Raw genomic sequence first — 15752 nt, 5'->3', positions numbered from 1 at the left:
CCCCCGCCCGCGGTGGGCGGGGGCGCGACGGGGCCACGCTCGTCGGGCGACTGGTCCATGCGACCTCCTCGTGGCGCGAGCGGGCTGTCGGCGCTCAGTAGCGGTAGTGCTCGGGCTTGTACGGGCCCTCGACGGGGACGCCGAGGTAGTCGGCCTGGGAGGGCGAGAGCTCGGTGAGCCGCACGCCGAGCGCGTCGAGGTGCAGGCGCGCCACCTTCTCGTCGAGCACCTTGGGCAGGCGGTACACCTGGCGGGCGTAGGAGCGCTCGCGGCCCTCGCGCGCGGCGGACGTGGCGTCCTGGAACAGCTCGATCTGGCCGATCACCTGGTTGGAGAACGAGTTGCTCATGACGAAGGACGGGTGGCCGGTCGCGTTGCCGAGGTTGAGCAGGCGCCCCTCGGAGAGCACGACGATCGAGCGGCCCGCGGGCTGCCCGCCCGGGCCGGGCTCCGCGAACGTCCACTCGTGGACCTGGGCCTTGATCTCGGTGCGCGACACCCCGGGCACCTCGGCGAGGCCGGCCATGTCGATCTCGTTGTCGAAGTGCCCGATGTTCCCGACGACGGCCTTGTCCTTCATCGCGACGAGGTGCTCGGCGCGGATCACGTCCTTGTTGCCCGTGGTCGTGATGAAGAAGTCCGCCTCACCGAGCACGTCCTCGATCCGGGCGACCTGGTAGCCGTCCATCGCGGCCTGGAGCGCGCAGATCGGGTCGACCTCGGACACGATGACGCGCGCGCCCTGGCCGCGGAACGCCTCCGCCGCGCCCTTGCCCACGTCGCCGTACCCCGCGACGAACGCGACCTTGCCGCCCATGAGGACGTCGGTCGCGCGGTTGATGCCGTCGGGCAGCGAGTGGCGGATGCCGTACTTGTTGTCGAACTTCGACTTGGTGACCGAGTCGTTGACGTTGATCGCCGGGAAGAGCAGCTCGCCCGCCTCGGCGAGCTGGTAGAGACGGTGCACGCCCGTCGTCGTCTCCTCGGTGACGCCCTGGATCGCCTGGGCGATCGTCGTCCAGCGCAGGGGGTCGGCCTCGAGCGCGCGGCGCAGCACGGCGCGCACGACGTTCATCTCGTGCGTGTGGTCGGGCTCGCCGGGCAGCGTGTCGGGCGGGACGACGCCCGCGCGCTCGTACTGCAGGCCGAGGTGGACGAGCATCGTGGCGTCGCCGCCGTCGTCGAGGACGAGGTTCGGCGACTCGTCGCCGGGCCACAGGAGGATCTGCTCGGTGCAGTCCCAGTACTCCTCGAGGCTCTCGCCCTTCCACGCGAACACCGGGACGCCCTGCGGGTCGTCGGGCGTCCCGTGCGGCCCGACGACGACGGCGGCCGCGGCCTCGTCCTGCGTGGAGAAGATGTTGCAGCTCGCCCAGCGCACCTGCGCCCCGAGCGCGACGAGCGTCTCGATGAGGACGGCGGTCTGCACGGTCATGTGGAGCGAGCCGGCGATGCGGGCGCCCGCGAGCGGCTGCGACTCCCCGTACTCGGCGCGCAGCGCCATGAGGCCGGGCATCTCGTGCTCCGCGAGACGGAGCTGGTGACGGCCCGCCTCCGCGAGGGACAGGTCGCGGACCTTGTAGCGGCCGGGGACCTCGTCGAAGCCGGGAGCGGCTCCCGAGGTGCCGGTCGTCGGGGCTGGCGCTGTGGTGGACATGGTTCTCCTGTGCGTTCTCGGTGCCGGTCGGGCCGGTGGTACCGGTCCTGCCGGTGGCTGGCCGACTGGCCGGCCGGTGGCTGCGCTGGGGGCTCCCGTCCGCGCCGGGCGGGACCGCAGCCCACCCGGTCCCAGCCTACCGACGACGGCGCCGCCCGGCCCCGGCGAGCGCGGCGCCCCGAGCTCGCCGCACCGTTCGTCCAGCGCGCGCGCCCGGGCGCGCGCGTAACACGAATGCTTGACCATCTCAAGATCACAAAGAGATAACGATCCACGATCCGTCGGCATCCGCACCGTTCCAACGATGATGGGTCAAGAATCGTCCTGGAACAGTCCCCGATCCCCGGGTCGTAGGTAGAAGTTGACCCTCGAATCAGGCAGGGTGCTGGAGTACCGATTGACGTCGGACCAGCATGTGGCCCGCTGCGCGCCGAGCGCGGAGGTCGCCCTCGGGCGTCCGACCGCGACGCGATCACGGCCGCGTGCCACGCTCCCGAGACGCCGCCGCCGGAATCCTCTGGCGCCGTCCTCGCGCGGGGCGTGCCGGTCCCCGCACGGAAGGTGGCGAGACCCGCCCGCATGACCGCTCCCAGCATCACCCCGCCCGACAGCAGCGACACGACGGTCGGCTCCCCCGCACCGTCGACCCCTCCTCCCACCGACGTCGCCGTCTCCGTGCGCGACGTCTACAAGGTCTTCGGCCGTCGGCCGGTCGAGGCGATCCGCCGGCTCGAGCAGGGCGCGGCCCGTGACGACGTCAAGGCGCTCGGCACGGCCGCCGTCATCGACGCGAGCTTCGACGTCCGGCGCGGCGAGATCTTCGTCGTCATGGGCCTCTCCGGCTCCGGCAAGTCCACGCTCATCCGCATGCTCAACGGCCTGTGGAAGCCGACGGCCGGGCACGTCGTGGTCGGCGGCACCGACCTCGCGGCGACCGACGCCAAGCAGCTGCGCGCCCTGCGACGCAGCAGCGTGAGCATGGTGTTCCAGCACTTCGCGCTCCTGCCGCACCGCACGGTGCTCGACAACGCGGCGTACCCGCTCGAGATCCAGGGCGTCGGCAAGGCCGAGCGCCGCGAGAAGGCCCGCACCGCGCTCGACCTCGTCGGGCTCGGCGGCTGGGAGGACTCGCTCCCGTCGCAGCTCTCGGGCGGCATGCGCCAGCGCGTCGGCCTCGCCCGCGCGCTCGCCGCCGACACCGACGTCCTGCTCATGGACGAGGCGTTCAGCGCGCTCGACCCGCTCATCCGGCGCGAGATGCAGGAGCAGCTCCTCGACCTGCAGCAGCGCCTCGGCAAGACGATCGTCTTCATCACGCACGACCTCAACGAGGCCATGCACCTCGGTGACCGCATCGCCGTCATGCGCGACGGCCGGATCGTCCAGATCGGCACCGCCGAGCAGATCCTGTCCGACCCCGCGAACGACTACGTCGCGCAGTTCGTCGCCGACGTCGACCGGACGCGCGTCCTCACCGCGTCGTCCGTCATGGTGCGACCCGCGGTCGTCGTGCCCGTCAGCGGCGGGCCGCGTCAGGCGAGCCGCGCGATGCGCGAGGCGCAGGTCTCGGCCGCGTACGTCGTCGACCGCCAGCGCGTGCTGCACGGCGTCGTGCGCGACGACGACGCGGTCGCCGCCCTCAAGGCCGGCAAGGAGAGCATCGGGGACCTCGTGCACGACGGCGTCGCCCCGGTCTCCCCGGACACGCCCCTCGCGGAGATCTTCGCGCCCGCGGCCGAGTCGTCGCTCCCCGTGCCCGTGACCGACGCCGAGGGCCGCCTCGTCGGCGTCGTCCCGCGCGTCACCCTGCTCGAGGCCATGGTCCCGACCGAGCAGCCCCGCACGGGCGAGATCGACCTCGGCGCGCCCGCGGTGCAGGACGAGGCCGTCGAGGACGCCGCCGTGGACGCCCACCCGACGACCGAGGGAGGTGCCGCGTGAACGACACCCTCGTCCCCCGCATCCCGCTCGGCGAGTGGGTCGACACGTTCGTCGACTGGATGACCACGACGTTCCGACCGCTCTTCCGCTTCGTCAAGGACGTCCTCGTCGGCATCTACGACGGCCTCGACACGATCCTGTCGAGCCCGCCGTTCTGGGTCGTCGCGCTCGCGCTCGCCGCCCTCGCGCTCCTCGCCAAGGGCTGGAAGCTCGCGCTCGGCTCGCTCGTCGGCTTCGTCGTCATCGCCGGCGTCGACCAGTGGGACAACGCGATGGACACCCTCGCGCTCGTCCTGCTGTCCGCCGTCCTGGCGCTCGTCGTCGCGATCCCGGTCGGCATCTGGGCCGCGCGCAACGACCGCGTCTCCGCGGTCGTGCGGCCGATCCTCGACTTCATGCAGACCATGCCGGCCTTCGTCTACCTCATCCCGACCGTCGTCATCTTCCTCACGGGACCCGTCCCGGGCATCATCGCGACGATCATCTTCGCCATGGCGCCGGGCGTGCGGTTCACCGAGCTCGGCATCCGGCAGGTGGACAAGGAGGTCGTCGAGGCAGGCCAGGCGTTCGGCGCGACCCCGGGCCGCATCCTGCGCCAGATCCAGCTCCCGCTCGCGCTCCCGACCATCATGGCCGGCGTCAACCAGGTCATCATGCTGTCGCTCTCCATGGTCGTCATCGCGGGCATGGTCGGCGCCGGCGGCCTCGGCAACGACGTCGTCGCCGCGCTCCAGCGCGTCAACGTCGCGCTCGGCTTCGAGGCGGGCCTCGCCGTCGTCATCCTCGCGATGTTCCTCGACCGCGTGACCTCCGCCCTCGGCAACCGCGCCCCCGTCTCGCGCGCCCTGGCCGCGGCGCGCGTCTGAGCGAGCGCGTCTGAGCAGGTCTCAGGAGCGCCCTAACCGTGCCCGGCCGCAGCGCCGGGAACCCGCCCGCCGCACCCCCGGCGTCGGGCACACCGACCGGGTCCGCCCGGACCCAGGGAAGGACAGCATGACCCCCGCACGCACCCGCAGCACCCGCCGCTTCGCTCGTGGCACCACCGCGGTCGCCGCCTCGGCCGTCCTCGGCCTCGCCCTCACCGCCTGCGCCTCCGACTCCGGCTCCGGCGGCTCGGACGCCGGCGGCTCGACCGGCGAGGACGAGACGTCGGTCTCCATCGGCATCCCCTCCGGCTGGGACGAGGGCATCGCCGTGTCCCACCTGTGGACCGCGATCCTCGAGCAGGAGGGCTACGACGTCACCTCCCAGACCGCCGACATCGGCGTCGTCTACACCGGCCTGGCCGGCGGGGACTTCGACGTCACCCTCGACGTCTGGCTCCCCTACACGCACGCCTCGTACGAGGAGGAGTACGGCGACCAGGTCACCGACCTCGGCTACTGGTACGACGACGCCAAGCTCACCATCGCGGTGAACGAGGACTCGCCCGCGCAGTCGCTCGAGGACCTCGCCGGCATGGCCGACGAGTACGGCAACAAGCTCGTCGGGATCGAGGCCGGCGCCGGCCTGACCGAGATCACCCAGGAGCAGGTCATCCCGACCTACGGCCTCGAGGGCATGGACTACTCCATCTCCTCGACCCCCGCGATGCTCGCCGAGCTCAAGGGCGCGACCGACGCCGGCGAGAACATCGCCGTCACGCTGTGGCGCCCGCACTGGGCCTACGACGAGTTCCCCGTCCGCGACCTCGAGGACCCCGAGGGCGCGCTCGGCGAGGCCGAGAAGATCCACATGTGGGGCTCGTCCGACTTCGAGGAGCGCTACCCGACGCTGACCAAGCTGTTCGGCGCCTTCTCCCTCGACGACGAGCAGCTCTTCTCGCTCGAGAACATGATGTTCAACTCCGACGAGTACGCCGACGAGGCCGAGGCCGTCCAGGCCTGGCTCGAGGCGAACCCGACGTTCGTCGACGACCTCAAGGAGGCCGCGGGCGTCTGACGTCTCCGCTGCGTCGCGACGACGAGGGCCGGCCACCCCAGGGTGGCCGGCCCTCGTCGTCGTAGCGCCGCAGCGCGTCAGCCTTCCTTGGCGTACTGCTCCAGCACGGCGTCCAGAGGCCCGTCGGCGCGAAGCTCGCCGCCGCGAAGGTAGAGCCCTCGATCGCAGAAGCGCTTGAGGTCACCGTTGTTGTGCGAGACCAGGAAGAGCGTCCGCCCCGCGGCGAGCAGCTCGTCGATGCGCTTGTAGCACTTCTCGCGGAACGCCTTGTCGCCGACGGCGAGCACCTCGTCGACCAGCAGGATCGGACCGTCGAGCTGGGAGACCACCGAGAAGGCGAGGCGGACCTGCATCCCGGACGAGTAGTGCCGGTAGGGCGAGTCGAGGAACTTGTGGATCTCGGCGAAGTCCACGATCTCGTCGAACTTCTCGTCGATGTGCTTCCTCGACATCCCGTGCAGCCCGGCGGCGAGGTAGATGTTCTCCCGCCCGGTGAGGTCAGGGACGAACCCGCCGGTGATCTCGATGAGCGGCGAGACGTCCGCGCGGACCGTCGCGCTGCCCTCGTCCGGGATCAGCACACCGGTGACGACCTTGAGCAGCGTCGACTTGCCCTGCCCGTTGCGCCCGATCACGCCGATCGCCTCACCCGGCGCCACGTCGAAGGAGACGCCGCGCAGCGCCCAGAAGGCGTCGCGGGACGCACCCTTGTCGCCGCGGAGGATCATCTGCCGGAGACCCGCGCTGCGGCGACCCCGGTTGAACTGCACACCCACGTCCTTGACCGAGATGATCGGGTCAGGCAGGCCGGCCAGCTTCACCATCACAGCTCCTTGAGCACGGAGCGCTCGCTCCGTGCGAAGACGATCCACCCCACGACGAGCGTGAGCACCGAGACGCCGCCCGCGATCGCGATGGCGTCCCAGTGCACGACCTCGGGGAAGAAGCCGGCACGGAAGGCGGCGATGATCCCCGTCATCGGGTTGAGCAGGTAGAGCATCTTCAACGCTTCCGGGATCGCGGCGTTGTACACGTCCTGGAGCCCGTACAGGATCGGCGACGCGTAGAACAGGACGCGCATCGCGACGCGGATGAGGGGATCGATGTCCCGCAGCAGGACCTCGAGCGGGGCGAGCAGCAGCCCGAGACCGGCGAGCAGGACGAGCTGCATCACGATGCCGAGCGGGAACAGCCACAGGTGCCCGTTGAGGTCCGGGGGGTAGAAGATCAGGAAGACCGCGAGGACGGGGAGCGAGAAGCCGAACTCGACCGTCTTCGAGAGCACGACGCGCATGACCCAGACCTCCCGCGGGAGGCGCGTGGACCGGACGAGCCGGGAGTCCTGACGCAGGGCACGGGCGCTGTCGCCGACGCAGTTCTGGAACCACGTCCAGGGCAGCAGCGCCGCGAGCAGGAAGATGATGTACGGCTCCTCCCCCATGGGGCGGGGGAAGATCTTCGTGAAGACGAACCAGTACACCGCCGCCATGAGCAACGGGTCGAGGATCGACCAGAAGTACCCGAGGAGCGAGTCCGCGTAGCGGACCTTGAGGTCGCGGCGCACCAGCAGCCCGAGGACGGACCGCGCCCTCCACAGCGTCATCGGCCTGTTCGTGGCCGCGAGGACGCTCGAATCACTCACTTGTTCCTCCACGTGCTCGACGCCAGACGGCGGAGACCGACGCACACCCTATCCCGGCGGGGAAGGCCGGCGACGCCCTCAGTCATCGCCGTCGGCGATGCCGATCGTCGCGCGCCACGCGGCCGGCGCGACGAGCGCCTCCGCCTGGTTCCGGTAGGACTCCCGGATCTCGGGCCAGCGACGCTTGAGCTCCCGGTGCAGCGAGATCGACTCCCACCAGAGGCGGAGGAACGCGCGACGGTCGCGCACGTACCAGCTTCCCGTCCGGTCCTCCCCGGCGAGAACGAGGACGCTGTCGTACTTCGGCAGCACCCACCACACACCCTGACGCCGATCGAGCTGCGCGTCGGGTCGGCGGCGCTTCTCCGCGCGGACCGGGACGAGCACCTGTCGCACCACGGCGCGGAGGGTGAAGACGGCGAGCGCGACGCCCCGCGGCCCCCGCTCCTGGCGTACGGGAGCCACGTCGGCGTGCACGGCCGCCGGCGCCGGGTTCTCGACCGTGTACGACCGCGCCTCGCCGAAGTCCTTGGACAGCGCACGCAGCTCACCCAGCCGCGTCCCCATCGTCGCGTGCAGCAGCGCCGGGCCACGCAGCACGTCGCGGATCGCGGTGTTCCGGAGCGTCGCGGCGTAGTACTGCATCGACAGGAGGTGCTTCAGGTTGAGCCTGCTGCTGTCGGCGAGCAGCGCCCCACCGCCCTCCTGGACGGAGTGGAGGAGTCCGGAGACGATCCGGTTGCGCGCATGGAAGTACGCCTGCCAGTCGATCGCATCGTCCTTGTCCTGCCAGGTGATGTGCCACAGCGCCACCCCGGGCAGGGAGACCGTCGGGATACCGGCCGACTTCGCGCGCAGACCGTACTCGGCGTCGTCCCACTTGATGAAGTACGGCATCGAGAGCCCGATCTCCCGGACGACGGCCGTCGGGATCAAGCACATCCACCACCCGTTGTAGTCCGCGCGCGGACGCCGGTGCAGCCAGCGCGTCGCGCGCAGCGACTCGTCAGAGAAGTCGACCAGGCGGTGATCTGGGTCCGCAGGGCCCCACATGAAGTTGGACTGCTGCACGATCTCGCTCACGGCGTGCAGGTTCGTCGGACGGTACATGTCGAACATGTGACCGCCGACGATCGTCGGCCGCGAGCACGCGTCCGCGAAGCGCACCGCGCGGAAGATGCTCTCCGGCTCGATCGCGACGTCGTCGTCCAGGAGCATCACGTGCGTCGAACCCGCTGCCGTCGCCTCGATCATGCCGCGCGAGAAGCCGCCCGAACCGCCGAGGTTGGGCTGGTCGACGATGCGGAGCCGCCCGCCCAGACCCTGCTCGGCCTCGGAGAAGCCGGCCTCGGCCGCGACCTTCTGCGTGCCCTGGTCGACGACGACGACCCCGTCGAGCACCGCGAGCACGTCCTCGTCCTCGGCGAGAGCACCGAGCGTGCGGACACAGAAGTCAGGCTTGTTGAAGGTCGTGACGGCGACGGTCACGGTGCCACCCGCCGGGGCGCCGTCCACCTCCCATCGACCTGAGGCGAGCTCGACGTCGGACGACGCCGTGATCTCGAACCAGCACCACCCGCCGTCGGCAGCTCCTGCGAGCGGGACGGTGAGCCGCACCGTCTGCGTGCCGTCGAACCGCACGGCCTCGAGCCGGGAGGCGTGCCCGCGGGCGTCCGTGCGCACGATGCGCACCTGCCCGCGCCCGGAGAGCTCGAGGACGACCGTGACCGACTCGAAGGTCGTGTTCGCGGCCCAGTGCATGAGCGGGAAGGCGTTGAAGTACGAGGCGAACGACGCCTCGCTGCCCGCCACGAGGCGTGCCGCCCTCCGCGAGACGATGTCGATCGACGACGTCGCGCCCCGTGGGCTCTCGACGTACAGCGGAAGCTTGTCCAGGTCGGTGGGAAAGACGACGTTCTGGACAGTTGTCACGGCACGCCTCGCTCGTCAGTAGGGGATGGAGGGGGGAGGTGCGAGGCCCTTGGGCTCGCGTTCACCCGCTGGCACAGGGTACTCGTCCGAACGCGCGGGGCCACCGGACACAACCCGCGTTCACAGAAAGTACGGCCAGCGTTCACAGGAGGTTTCGCGCCCAGACTCCCGTACACTCCCGGGGTAACCGTGCGTCCGAGGCAGCGCGACGACGCACTCCCCTGCGATTGGTTCTTGATGACCCGCTTCACCTCCGGACGCCAGCACGATCTCGTGGTCACCGCTGAGGAGATCCGGCTCCCCTGTCCGGCACCGACAGACGTCTCGTCGATCGACGTGCTCCTCGACGGGAACCGTGTCTGGTCGATAGACCTCGTCTCACACGCCGCCGCGCGCGACAGGCTCGTGCACCGCTGGCCTGCACCGCTCCGACCGTTCCTGGACGGCACGACCGAGGTCTCCCTCCGCGACTCCTCCACGGACGAGGTCCTGTGGTCGGTCGAGACGCGGCTCGGGACCGGCGACGGTCGGATCCATGTGGTGGACGCGACCGGCCGGCACGTCGCGATGAACAAGTGGGGTCGCCTGGGCAAGACCTTCGACGGCGACGAGTCCGGCCTGAAGGAGCGGCTCCTGGACCGGCTGGATGTCCTCGTCGACCTGGTGCGCGATCTGGGTCACCAGCCGTTCGTCGTCGGCGGGACGCTCCTCGGCGCCGTGCGGTCCGGCAAGATCCTGCCTCACGACGACGACGCCGACCTCGCGTACCTGTCCGAGCTGGAGCACCCCGCTGACATCTCCCGTGAGCAGTCGCGCATCGAACGCGAGCTCACCGCCCGGGGATACGAGATCGTGCGGCACAGCAACGCGCACCTTCAGATCACGTTCCGGCGCGACGACGGGCTCGTCGACGGCTACATCGACATCTTCACGGCGTTCTTCCGCGACGGGCAGATCAACCAGCCGTTCCACGTCCGCGGTCCCATGGCGCGAGAGTCGATGGTGCCCTTCTCAACGGTCACGCTCGAGGGCAGGCACTACCCCGCCCCTGCTTCCCCCGAGGACTGGCTCGTCGTCAACTACGACGAGAACTGGCGCACTCCCCTCCCCGGCTACAAGCTCCGGACGCCGAGGGCGACCGCTCGCCGGTTTCGGAACTGGTTCGGCTCCTACAACTTCCAGCGAGACTTCTGGGAGGAGCGCTACCTCTACGATCCGCGCAGCGGGGACGATACCGACCTCCGGGGCGCCGACGTCCTGCTCGACGAGACGGCCGAGGGCCACACCGTCCTCGACCTCGGTTGCGGGACGGGTGCAGCGTCGCACCATCTGGCGCGGGGTGGACGGCGCGTGATCGGCGTCGACTACTCCGAGACGGCGCTGCTGCGCGCGCGACAGGCGGCCACGAGCCTCCCCGAGGGCACGGCGACCTTCACGCGCGCGAACCTCATCGACTTCCGTGACACCGCCCCGTTCATGAGCATGCTCTCCCGGGGCGAGCCGGTCCACGCGCTGGGCAACCACCTCGTCGAGCGGCTCGGGCACCACGGCAGGGCGACGGTATGGCGGCTCCTGCGACAGGTGGCGCGAGCTGACGGCGTGGTGGTCCTGGTCGTGGACACCGAGCCGGATCCCGACGTGACGTTCCGGGACCCCACGACGTGGCACCTCACGCTCGACGAGATCGCAGCAGAGATCGAGCCCCTCGGGCTCGCCCTCGACCGCACCACCCGCCTCGGGGCAACCGCACGCGACCGGCTCCGCGGCACCGTCATCACCCATCTAGCGACACGGACCACGACCAAGAGGAGGACGACATGAAGCAGCAGATCATCCAGCTCGGGGACCGCGTGGCACCCGGGCTCATGGAGCGGGCGCGCACCCGGTCCCGCGCACACCTGGCACGCGAGATCGAGGTCCTGAAGGACGAGCTGCGCGAGCTGCGCGTGGAGATCGACGAGTGCCGACGAGACAACATCCGTATCGCCGAGATCGCGGACGTCGTCGAGGCGAACCTCGCCGGCCGCCCCGCAGCGTAACGAGACCCGACACCCCGACCTTCCACCTCTCACAGACAGCGAGCACAGACCGGTGACCTCCCCCGACAACGTCATGGCCGTGGTCGTGACCTACAACCGCCTCGAGAAGCTGAAGAAGGGCATCGCCGCGATCCGCTCCTCGAGCGTGCCCCCGCGGACCATCGTGCTCGTCGACAACGACTCGACGGACGGCACGGGTGACTACCTGCGCTCGATCGCCGACGACGAGGACATCCACGTCCTGTCCCTGCCCAAGAACGTCGGAGGGGCAGGCGGGTTCGCCGCCGGCCTCGAGCGGGCTTACGAGCTCGGTGCGGACTTCTTCTGGATCATGGACGACGACTGCTACCCGGAGCCGGACGCCCTCGAGCGGCTCCTCGACGAGCACCGCGCGGTCGAGGAGCATGTCAAGGACCGCGTGCCCTTCGCGTGCTCGGTCGTCAAGTTCGTCGACGGCCAGCTCTGCGAGATGAACGAGGCCGTGACCACCTGGGACTGGCCGCGCTACCTGGTGCAGGGCCTGAACTCGGTCAAGGTCCGCGAGTGCACGTTCGTCTCCGTGCTCCTGCCCCGGTGGACGGTCGAGGAGCACGGCCTGCCCCTGGCCGAGTACTTCATCTGGTACGACGACAAGGAGTACACGAAGCGCCTGTCGGGCCGCACGCGACCCGGCATCCAGGTGCTCGACAGTTACGTCGTGCACGACATGGGCGACAACAAGGGCGTCAACTACGGCCAGATCACCGCGCAGAACGTCTGGAAGTTCAAGTACGGCGCCCGCAACCAGTCGTCGTACCGCTGGCACTACGAGGGCAAGCTCTCGTGGATCACCTACGCGAAGAACGTGGTCGGGAAGATGCGGCAGGGCGGGGTCTCTCGCAGCCTGCAGGTCCAGATGGTCCGACAGCTCCTCGCGGGCATCCGCTTCAACCCGCAGCCGCGGTTCCCCCGGAGGTCGGCGAAGGCGCCGAGCGCGAGCTGACGACGCCCGACGGACGAAAGGGCCGGCCTCCCGTGCGGGAGACCGGCCCTTCGTGCTTCGTGGGGGAATTCCTCTCAGAGGAACTCGTTGGCCCGCTCGAGGTCCTCGGCGAAGTCCACCTCGACGGCATAGAGGTCGGAGACGTCGACCGGAACCACCTGGAGCCCGTCCTTCTCGATCGAGACCTCGATCCCGCGCTCGAAGTAGTCCTGGTCGCCGACCTCGGCGAGCCGCGTCACGAGCGCGGCCTTGTCCGCGGGAGCGACGAAGTTGATGCCGACCGCCTCGCCGAGCGCCCCCTGGACGGTCTTCGAGAGCTCGGCGATGCGCCCGTCGGCGTCGACGGTGTACTTGACCTCCTCGTCGCCGACCGCCGCGGTGTTGACGCTGACGAACGACTGCCCGGACTCGACGTACGGCTTGAGCCGCTCGAGGACGCGCGGGTCGAAGACGACGTCCCCGTTCATCCACAGGACCCCCCGGTCCCCGGTGGCTCGCAGCGCCTTGAGCAGGCTCTTGGACGTGTTCGTCTGGTCGTAGATCTCGTTGTAGGCGAACGTCACGTCGGGTGCCGCCTCGAGGATCTGCTCGAGCTTGAACCCGACCACGACGAGCACCTGGACGTCACGCCCGAAGGCACCGCGCACGTTGCCCAGCTGCTGGGCGAGGATCGTCCGTCCGTCCTTCAGCTCGGTCAGCGGCTTCGGGAACGGCCGTCCGAGACGGGTCCCCATCCCGGCGGCCAGGATGACGACCTGGGGCGCGTTGCTCACGGTGTGTCCTTTCGTCTCTCGCTCCGGCTCGCCGACGAGCGGAGCACCGGACCGACTCTACCGACTGCGGCCGCCCTGGTCCGACGGGTCAGAGCTCGCGCGCGTCGTCCTCCAGCAGGACCGGGATGCCGTCGCGCACCGGGTACGCGAGGGGGCGGTCGGGATCGGTGGAGTGCAGCTCCGGCTCCCCGGAGGGGCCGGTGCCGTCCACCAGGCGTGCGCCGGTCACGGGGCAGCGCAGGGCCTCGCGCACCCAGGGGTCGATCTGCAGGCTCATGCTCGCTCCTCGTCGTCGTGCGTGCGCACGAGCGACAGGACGTCGTCGCGCACCTTCTCCATGATGTCCTCGTCGGCGGCCTCGACGTTGAGCCGCAGCAGCGGCTCGGTGTTCGAGGCGCGGAGGTTGAACCACCACTGCGGGTGGGAGTCCCAGTGCGAGACGGTCAGCCCGTCGAGCTCGTCGACCTCGACCGGCCCGCCGCCCTGCTGCGTCACGTACGCCTCGACGACGCGCGCCCGGGCCGCCGGCACGGCGGCCACGGTCGAGTTGATCTCGCCCGAGGCGACGTACGGCTCGTACATCTCCCCGAGCGCCGAGAGGGGGTGCGGCTGCGACCCGAGGGCGGCGAGCACGTGCATCGCCGCGAGCATCCCCGTATCGGCGAAGAAGAAGTCGCGGAAGTAGTAGTGCGCGCTGTGCTCGCCGCCGAACACGGCGTCGTTCTGGGCCATCTGCGCCTTGATGAACGAGTGGCCGACGCGCGTGCGCACGGTCCGGGCGCCGGCGGCCCCGAGGAAGTCGGGCACGGCCCGCGACGTGATGAGGTTGTGGATCACGGTCGGCGTGCGCCCCGCCTCGACCTCCTTCGCGACCTCGCGCAGCCCGACGAGCGCCGTGATCGCCGACGGCGACACCGGGTCGCCGTGCTCGTCGACGACGAAGCAGCGGTCGGCGTCCCCGTCGAACGCGAGCCCGAGGTCGGCGTCGTGCTCCACGACGGCGGCCTGCAGGTCGAGCAGGTTCTTCGGGTCGAGCGGGTTCGCCTCGTGGTTCGGGAACGTGCCGTCGAGCTCGAAGTACAGCGGCACGACGTCGAGCGGCAGCGCGGGCAGGCCCGCGCCCGTGCCCAGGACGGCCGGGACGGTGTAGCCGCCCATCCCGTTGCCGGCGTCGACCACGACCTTGAGCGGCCGGATCCCGGACAGGTCGACGAGCGAGCGCAGGAACGCCGCGTAGTCCGGGAGCGTGTCGCGGTCGGTGACCGTCCCCGGCTCGTCCGCGGCGGCGGGGAGGCCGTCGTCGAGGTACCCCTCCGCGAGCCGGCGGACCTCCGCGAGCCCCGAGTCCTGGCCCACCGGGCGCGCGCCCGCGCGGCACAGCTTGATCCCGTTGTAGACCGCGGGGTTGTGGCTCGCGGTGAACATCGCGCCGGGCGCACCGAGGACGCCGGACGCGTGGTAGAGCCCGTCCGTCGAGCACAGCCCGATGCGCACGACGTCGACCCCGGCCTCGACGAGACCCGCCGCGAACGCGTCCACGAGCTCCGGCCCGGAGTCCCGCATGTCGTGCCCGACGACGACGCTCGCCCGGGCGGGCGCGTCGCCCGCGGGGGCCGGCGCCTCGGGGAGCACGACCGCACGGGCGAACGCGGCACCGATGGCCTTCGCCACCTGAGGGTTGAGCTGGTCCGGGACGGTGCCGCGGACGTCGTACGCCTTGATGAGGTGGGAGAGGTCGGTCGTCACGCCGCCCACCCTACCGAGGCGGGGGCACGGGGGTGCGTCGGGGTCAGTCGCCCTCGGCGCGCAGGACGCGCAGGTGGCCGCGTCGCCCCACCTCGGTGACGTCCGGCGGCTCCGGCTCCGTCCGGACCTTGCCGGCCTCGCGCACCGCGTCCGCGAGCGCCGACAGGTCGTCGTCGCTCGGGCCGGTCTCGACGAACTGGGGCGACAGCCGCACGACCTCCCAGCCGCGCGGTGCGGTGAGGCGCTCCGCGTGCTCGGCGCACAGGTCGTAGGAGTGCGGCTCGGCGAGGTGCGCGAGCGGGCCGAGGACCGCCGTGGAGTCGGCGTAGACGTAGGTGAGGGTCGCGACGGCGGCACGGACGCACGCCGTGCGCGAGCACTGCCTGACGGATCTCACGCGCTGACCTTACGCCTTCCTGGCGTGTCGTGGGGCCGCCACACGCCGTCCGAGCGCCCGCGCCGCCGCAGGTGGGCGCGCTGCGCCGGGCGGCGGCGGGCTAGAGTCGTGGTGTGCGTGGCAACACTCCGTCCCCCGGCTCGCGGCCCGAGCCCGCCGGCAAGGGGCGCCGGGCCCGCGACCGCTGGTCGCGCCGGGCGACCCCCGCCCCGCCCCCCGTCTCGTTCGACGAGCTCGTCATCCCGCCTCGGGCGCCCGGCCCGGGCGGTCAGGGTCCGGTGCCGCGACGCCGGGACCGCCGGGGTCGCGGGATCCGCGGGCCGCTCCTGCCGCCCACCGCACCGGCGAGCCGCACGCGGGCGGAGAAGTTCGACGACGTCGTCGTCGACGTCGTCGAGCGGGTCGAGCGCTCGTGGGCCAAGCAGCTGCGCGGGACGGAGTTCGCGGTCGAGGACGTGCCGCCGTCCGACCCTGCCCCCTGGGAGGACGGCGGCGTCCCGCTCGGCCGGTGCTTCCCCGCGGAGTCGGGTCAGCCCGCGCGCATCGTCGTCTACCGACGGCCGGTCGAGGCCCGCGCGTTCGACGCCGAGGACCTGGAGGACCTCGTCCGCGACGTGCTCGTGGAGCAGGTCGCCCACCTGCTCGCGCGCACGCCGGAGGAGATCGACCCCCGGTACACCGGCGACCGCTGACCCGCGTCGC

The 15752-nt window shown here is 71.1% G+C and carries 15 protein-coding genes; 7 read left to right on the top strand and 8 right to left on the bottom strand.

The window, feature by feature from the left end:
* Positions 1–94: 94 nt before the first annotated feature.
* Entirely contained in the window at positions 95–1657 is a 1563-nt protein-coding gene (gene ahcY, locus ACTJIY_RS10560) for an adenosylhomocysteinase (protein ID WP_440674259.1), read from the bottom strand.
* A 579-nt stretch (positions 1658–2236) separates the two neighbouring features.
* On the opposite strand from ahcY, the gene ACTJIY_RS10555 reads away from it, so the two are divergent.
* The 3 genes from ACTJIY_RS10555 (at position 2237) to ACTJIY_RS10545 (ending at position 5539) form a co-directional block, all read left to right on the top strand.
* On the top strand, positions 2237–3598 hold the full coding sequence (locus tag ACTJIY_RS10555) for a quaternary amine ABC transporter ATP-binding protein (RefSeq protein ID WP_440674258.1): 1362 nt from the start codon (positions 2237–2239) through the stop codon (positions 3596–3598).
* Positions 3595–4464 (top strand): ABC transporter permease, encoded by an 870-nt coding sequence (locus ACTJIY_RS10550; RefSeq protein ID WP_353708709.1) that lies wholly within the window; start codon positions 3595–3597, stop codon positions 4462–4464. The genes ACTJIY_RS10555 and ACTJIY_RS10550 overlap by 4 nt, the downstream gene beginning before the upstream one ends.
* Positions 4465–4591: 127 nt before the next feature.
* Positions 4592–5539 (top strand): glycine betaine ABC transporter substrate-binding protein, encoded by a 948-nt coding sequence (locus ACTJIY_RS10545; protein ID WP_253053227.1) that lies wholly within the window; start codon positions 4592–4594, stop codon positions 5537–5539.
* A 77-nt stretch (positions 5540–5616) separates the two neighbouring features.
* Here ACTJIY_RS10545 and ACTJIY_RS10540 read toward each other — a convergent pair whose 3' ends face one another.
* From ACTJIY_RS10540 to ACTJIY_RS10530, 3 genes are all read right to left on the bottom strand, one after another.
* On the bottom strand, positions 5617–6363 hold the full coding sequence (locus tag ACTJIY_RS10540) for an ABC transporter ATP-binding protein (RefSeq protein ID WP_440674257.1): 747 nt from the start codon (positions 6361–6363) through the stop codon (positions 5617–5619).
* Positions 6363–7142: an ABC transporter permease gene (locus tag ACTJIY_RS10535; protein WP_440674256.1), complete on the bottom strand. Its 780-nt coding sequence runs from the start codon at positions 7140–7142 to the stop codon at positions 6363–6365. Before ACTJIY_RS10535 ends, ACTJIY_RS10540 begins: the two co-directional genes overlap by 1 nt.
* A 117-nt stretch (positions 7143–7259) precedes the next feature.
* Entirely contained in the window at positions 7260–9113 is a 1854-nt protein-coding gene (locus ACTJIY_RS10530) for a glycosyltransferase (protein WP_440674255.1), read from the bottom strand.
* A gap of 237 nt (positions 9114–9350) precedes the next feature.
* Between ACTJIY_RS10530 and ACTJIY_RS10525 the strand changes: the two genes are divergently transcribed.
* Genes ACTJIY_RS10525 through ACTJIY_RS10515 form a run of 3 tightly spaced genes read left to right on the top strand, consistent with a single transcriptional unit; the run spans position 9351 to position 12134 of the window.
* Positions 9351–10934, top strand: a complete 1584-nt coding sequence (locus ACTJIY_RS10525) for a methyltransferase domain-containing protein (protein ID WP_440674254.1) — start codon at positions 9351–9353, stop codon at positions 10932–10934.
* On the top strand, positions 10931–11152 hold the full coding sequence (locus ACTJIY_RS10520) for a hypothetical protein (protein ID WP_440674253.1): 222 nt from the start codon (positions 10931–10933) through the stop codon (positions 11150–11152). The genes ACTJIY_RS10525 and ACTJIY_RS10520 overlap by 4 nt, the downstream gene beginning before the upstream one ends.
* Before the next feature lie 52 nt (positions 11153–11204).
* Positions 11205–12134, top strand: coding sequence for a glycosyltransferase family 2 protein (locus ACTJIY_RS10515; RefSeq protein WP_440674252.1), 930 nt, complete (start codon positions 11205–11207; stop codon positions 12132–12134).
* A 74-nt stretch (positions 12135–12208) separates the two neighbouring features.
* On the opposite strand, the gene ACTJIY_RS10510 is transcribed toward ACTJIY_RS10515, so the two are convergent.
* The 4 genes from ACTJIY_RS10510 to ACTJIY_RS10495 all read right to left on the bottom strand — a co-directional run bounded on the left by ACTJIY_RS10510 (position 12209) and on the right by ACTJIY_RS10495 (position 15050).
* Positions 12209–12907, bottom strand: coding sequence for an NTP transferase domain-containing protein (locus ACTJIY_RS10510; protein ID WP_440674251.1), 699 nt, complete (start codon positions 12905–12907; stop codon positions 12209–12211).
* 88 nt (positions 12908–12995) lie between these two features.
* Positions 12996–13184, bottom strand: coding sequence for a Trm112 family protein (locus tag ACTJIY_RS10505; protein ID WP_141389178.1), 189 nt, complete (start codon positions 13182–13184; stop codon positions 12996–12998).
* Positions 13181–14653, bottom strand: coding sequence for a phosphomannomutase/phosphoglucomutase (locus ACTJIY_RS10500; protein ID WP_440674250.1), 1473 nt, complete (start codon positions 14651–14653; stop codon positions 13181–13183). Before ACTJIY_RS10500 ends, ACTJIY_RS10505 begins: the two co-directional genes overlap by 4 nt.
* Before the next feature lie 43 nt (positions 14654–14696).
* The gene (locus ACTJIY_RS10495) at positions 14697–15050 is read right to left on the bottom strand and encodes a DUF3499 domain-containing protein (RefSeq protein ID WP_047232115.1); all 354 of its coding nucleotides are present in this window, start codon (positions 15048–15050) and stop codon (positions 14697–14699) included.
* A 113-nt stretch (positions 15051–15163) separates the two neighbouring features.
* Here ACTJIY_RS10495 and ACTJIY_RS10490 point away from each other — a divergent pair, with 113 nt between their 5' ends.
* Positions 15164–15742 (top strand): metallopeptidase family protein, encoded by a 579-nt coding sequence (locus ACTJIY_RS10490; RefSeq protein WP_353708706.1) that lies wholly within the window; start codon positions 15164–15166, stop codon positions 15740–15742.
* Positions 15743–15752: the final 10 nt, after the last annotated feature.

The organism is Cellulosimicrobium sp. 22598 (assembly GCF_052044445.1).
GTDB classification, from domain to species: Bacteria; Actinomycetota; Actinomycetes; order Actinomycetales; family Cellulomonadaceae; genus Cellulosimicrobium; species Cellulosimicrobium cellulans_G.
The sequence above is the reverse complement of the archived record's forward strand: the minus strand, read 5'-3'. Positions and strand labels throughout refer to the sequence as shown.

What these genes read in the sequence shown, in the direction of transcription:
- ACTJIY_RS10540 (WP_440674257.1), bottom strand. Translation starts at nt 6,363, where the DNA reads ATGGTGAAGCTGGCCGGCCTGCCTGACCCGATCATCTCGGTCAAGGAC.
- ACTJIY_RS10525 (WP_440674254.1), top strand. Translation starts at nt 9,351, where the DNA reads ATGACCCGCTTCACCTCCGGACGCCAGCACGATCTCGTGGTCACCGCT.
- ACTJIY_RS10545 (WP_253053227.1), top strand. Translation starts at nt 4,592, where the DNA reads ATGACCCCCGCACGCACCCGCAGCACCCGCCGCTTCGCTCGTGGCACC.
- ACTJIY_RS10505 (WP_141389178.1), bottom strand. Translation starts at nt 13,184, where the DNA reads ATGAGCCTGCAGATCGACCCCTGGGTGCGCGAGGCCCTGCGCTGCCCC.
- ahcY (WP_440674259.1), bottom strand. Translation starts at nt 1,657, where the DNA reads ATGTCCACCACAGCGCCAGCCCCGACGACCGGCACCTCGGGAGCCGCT.
- ACTJIY_RS10555 (WP_440674258.1), top strand. Translation starts at nt 2,237, where the DNA reads ATGACCGCTCCCAGCATCACCCCGCCCGACAGCAGCGACACGACGGTC.
- ACTJIY_RS10535 (WP_440674256.1), bottom strand. Translation starts at nt 7,142, where the DNA reads ATGACGCTGTGGAGGGCGCGGTCCGTCCTCGGGCTGCTGGTGCGCCGC.
- ACTJIY_RS10520 (WP_440674253.1), top strand. Translation starts at nt 10,931, where the DNA reads ATGAAGCAGCAGATCATCCAGCTCGGGGACCGCGTGGCACCCGGGCTC.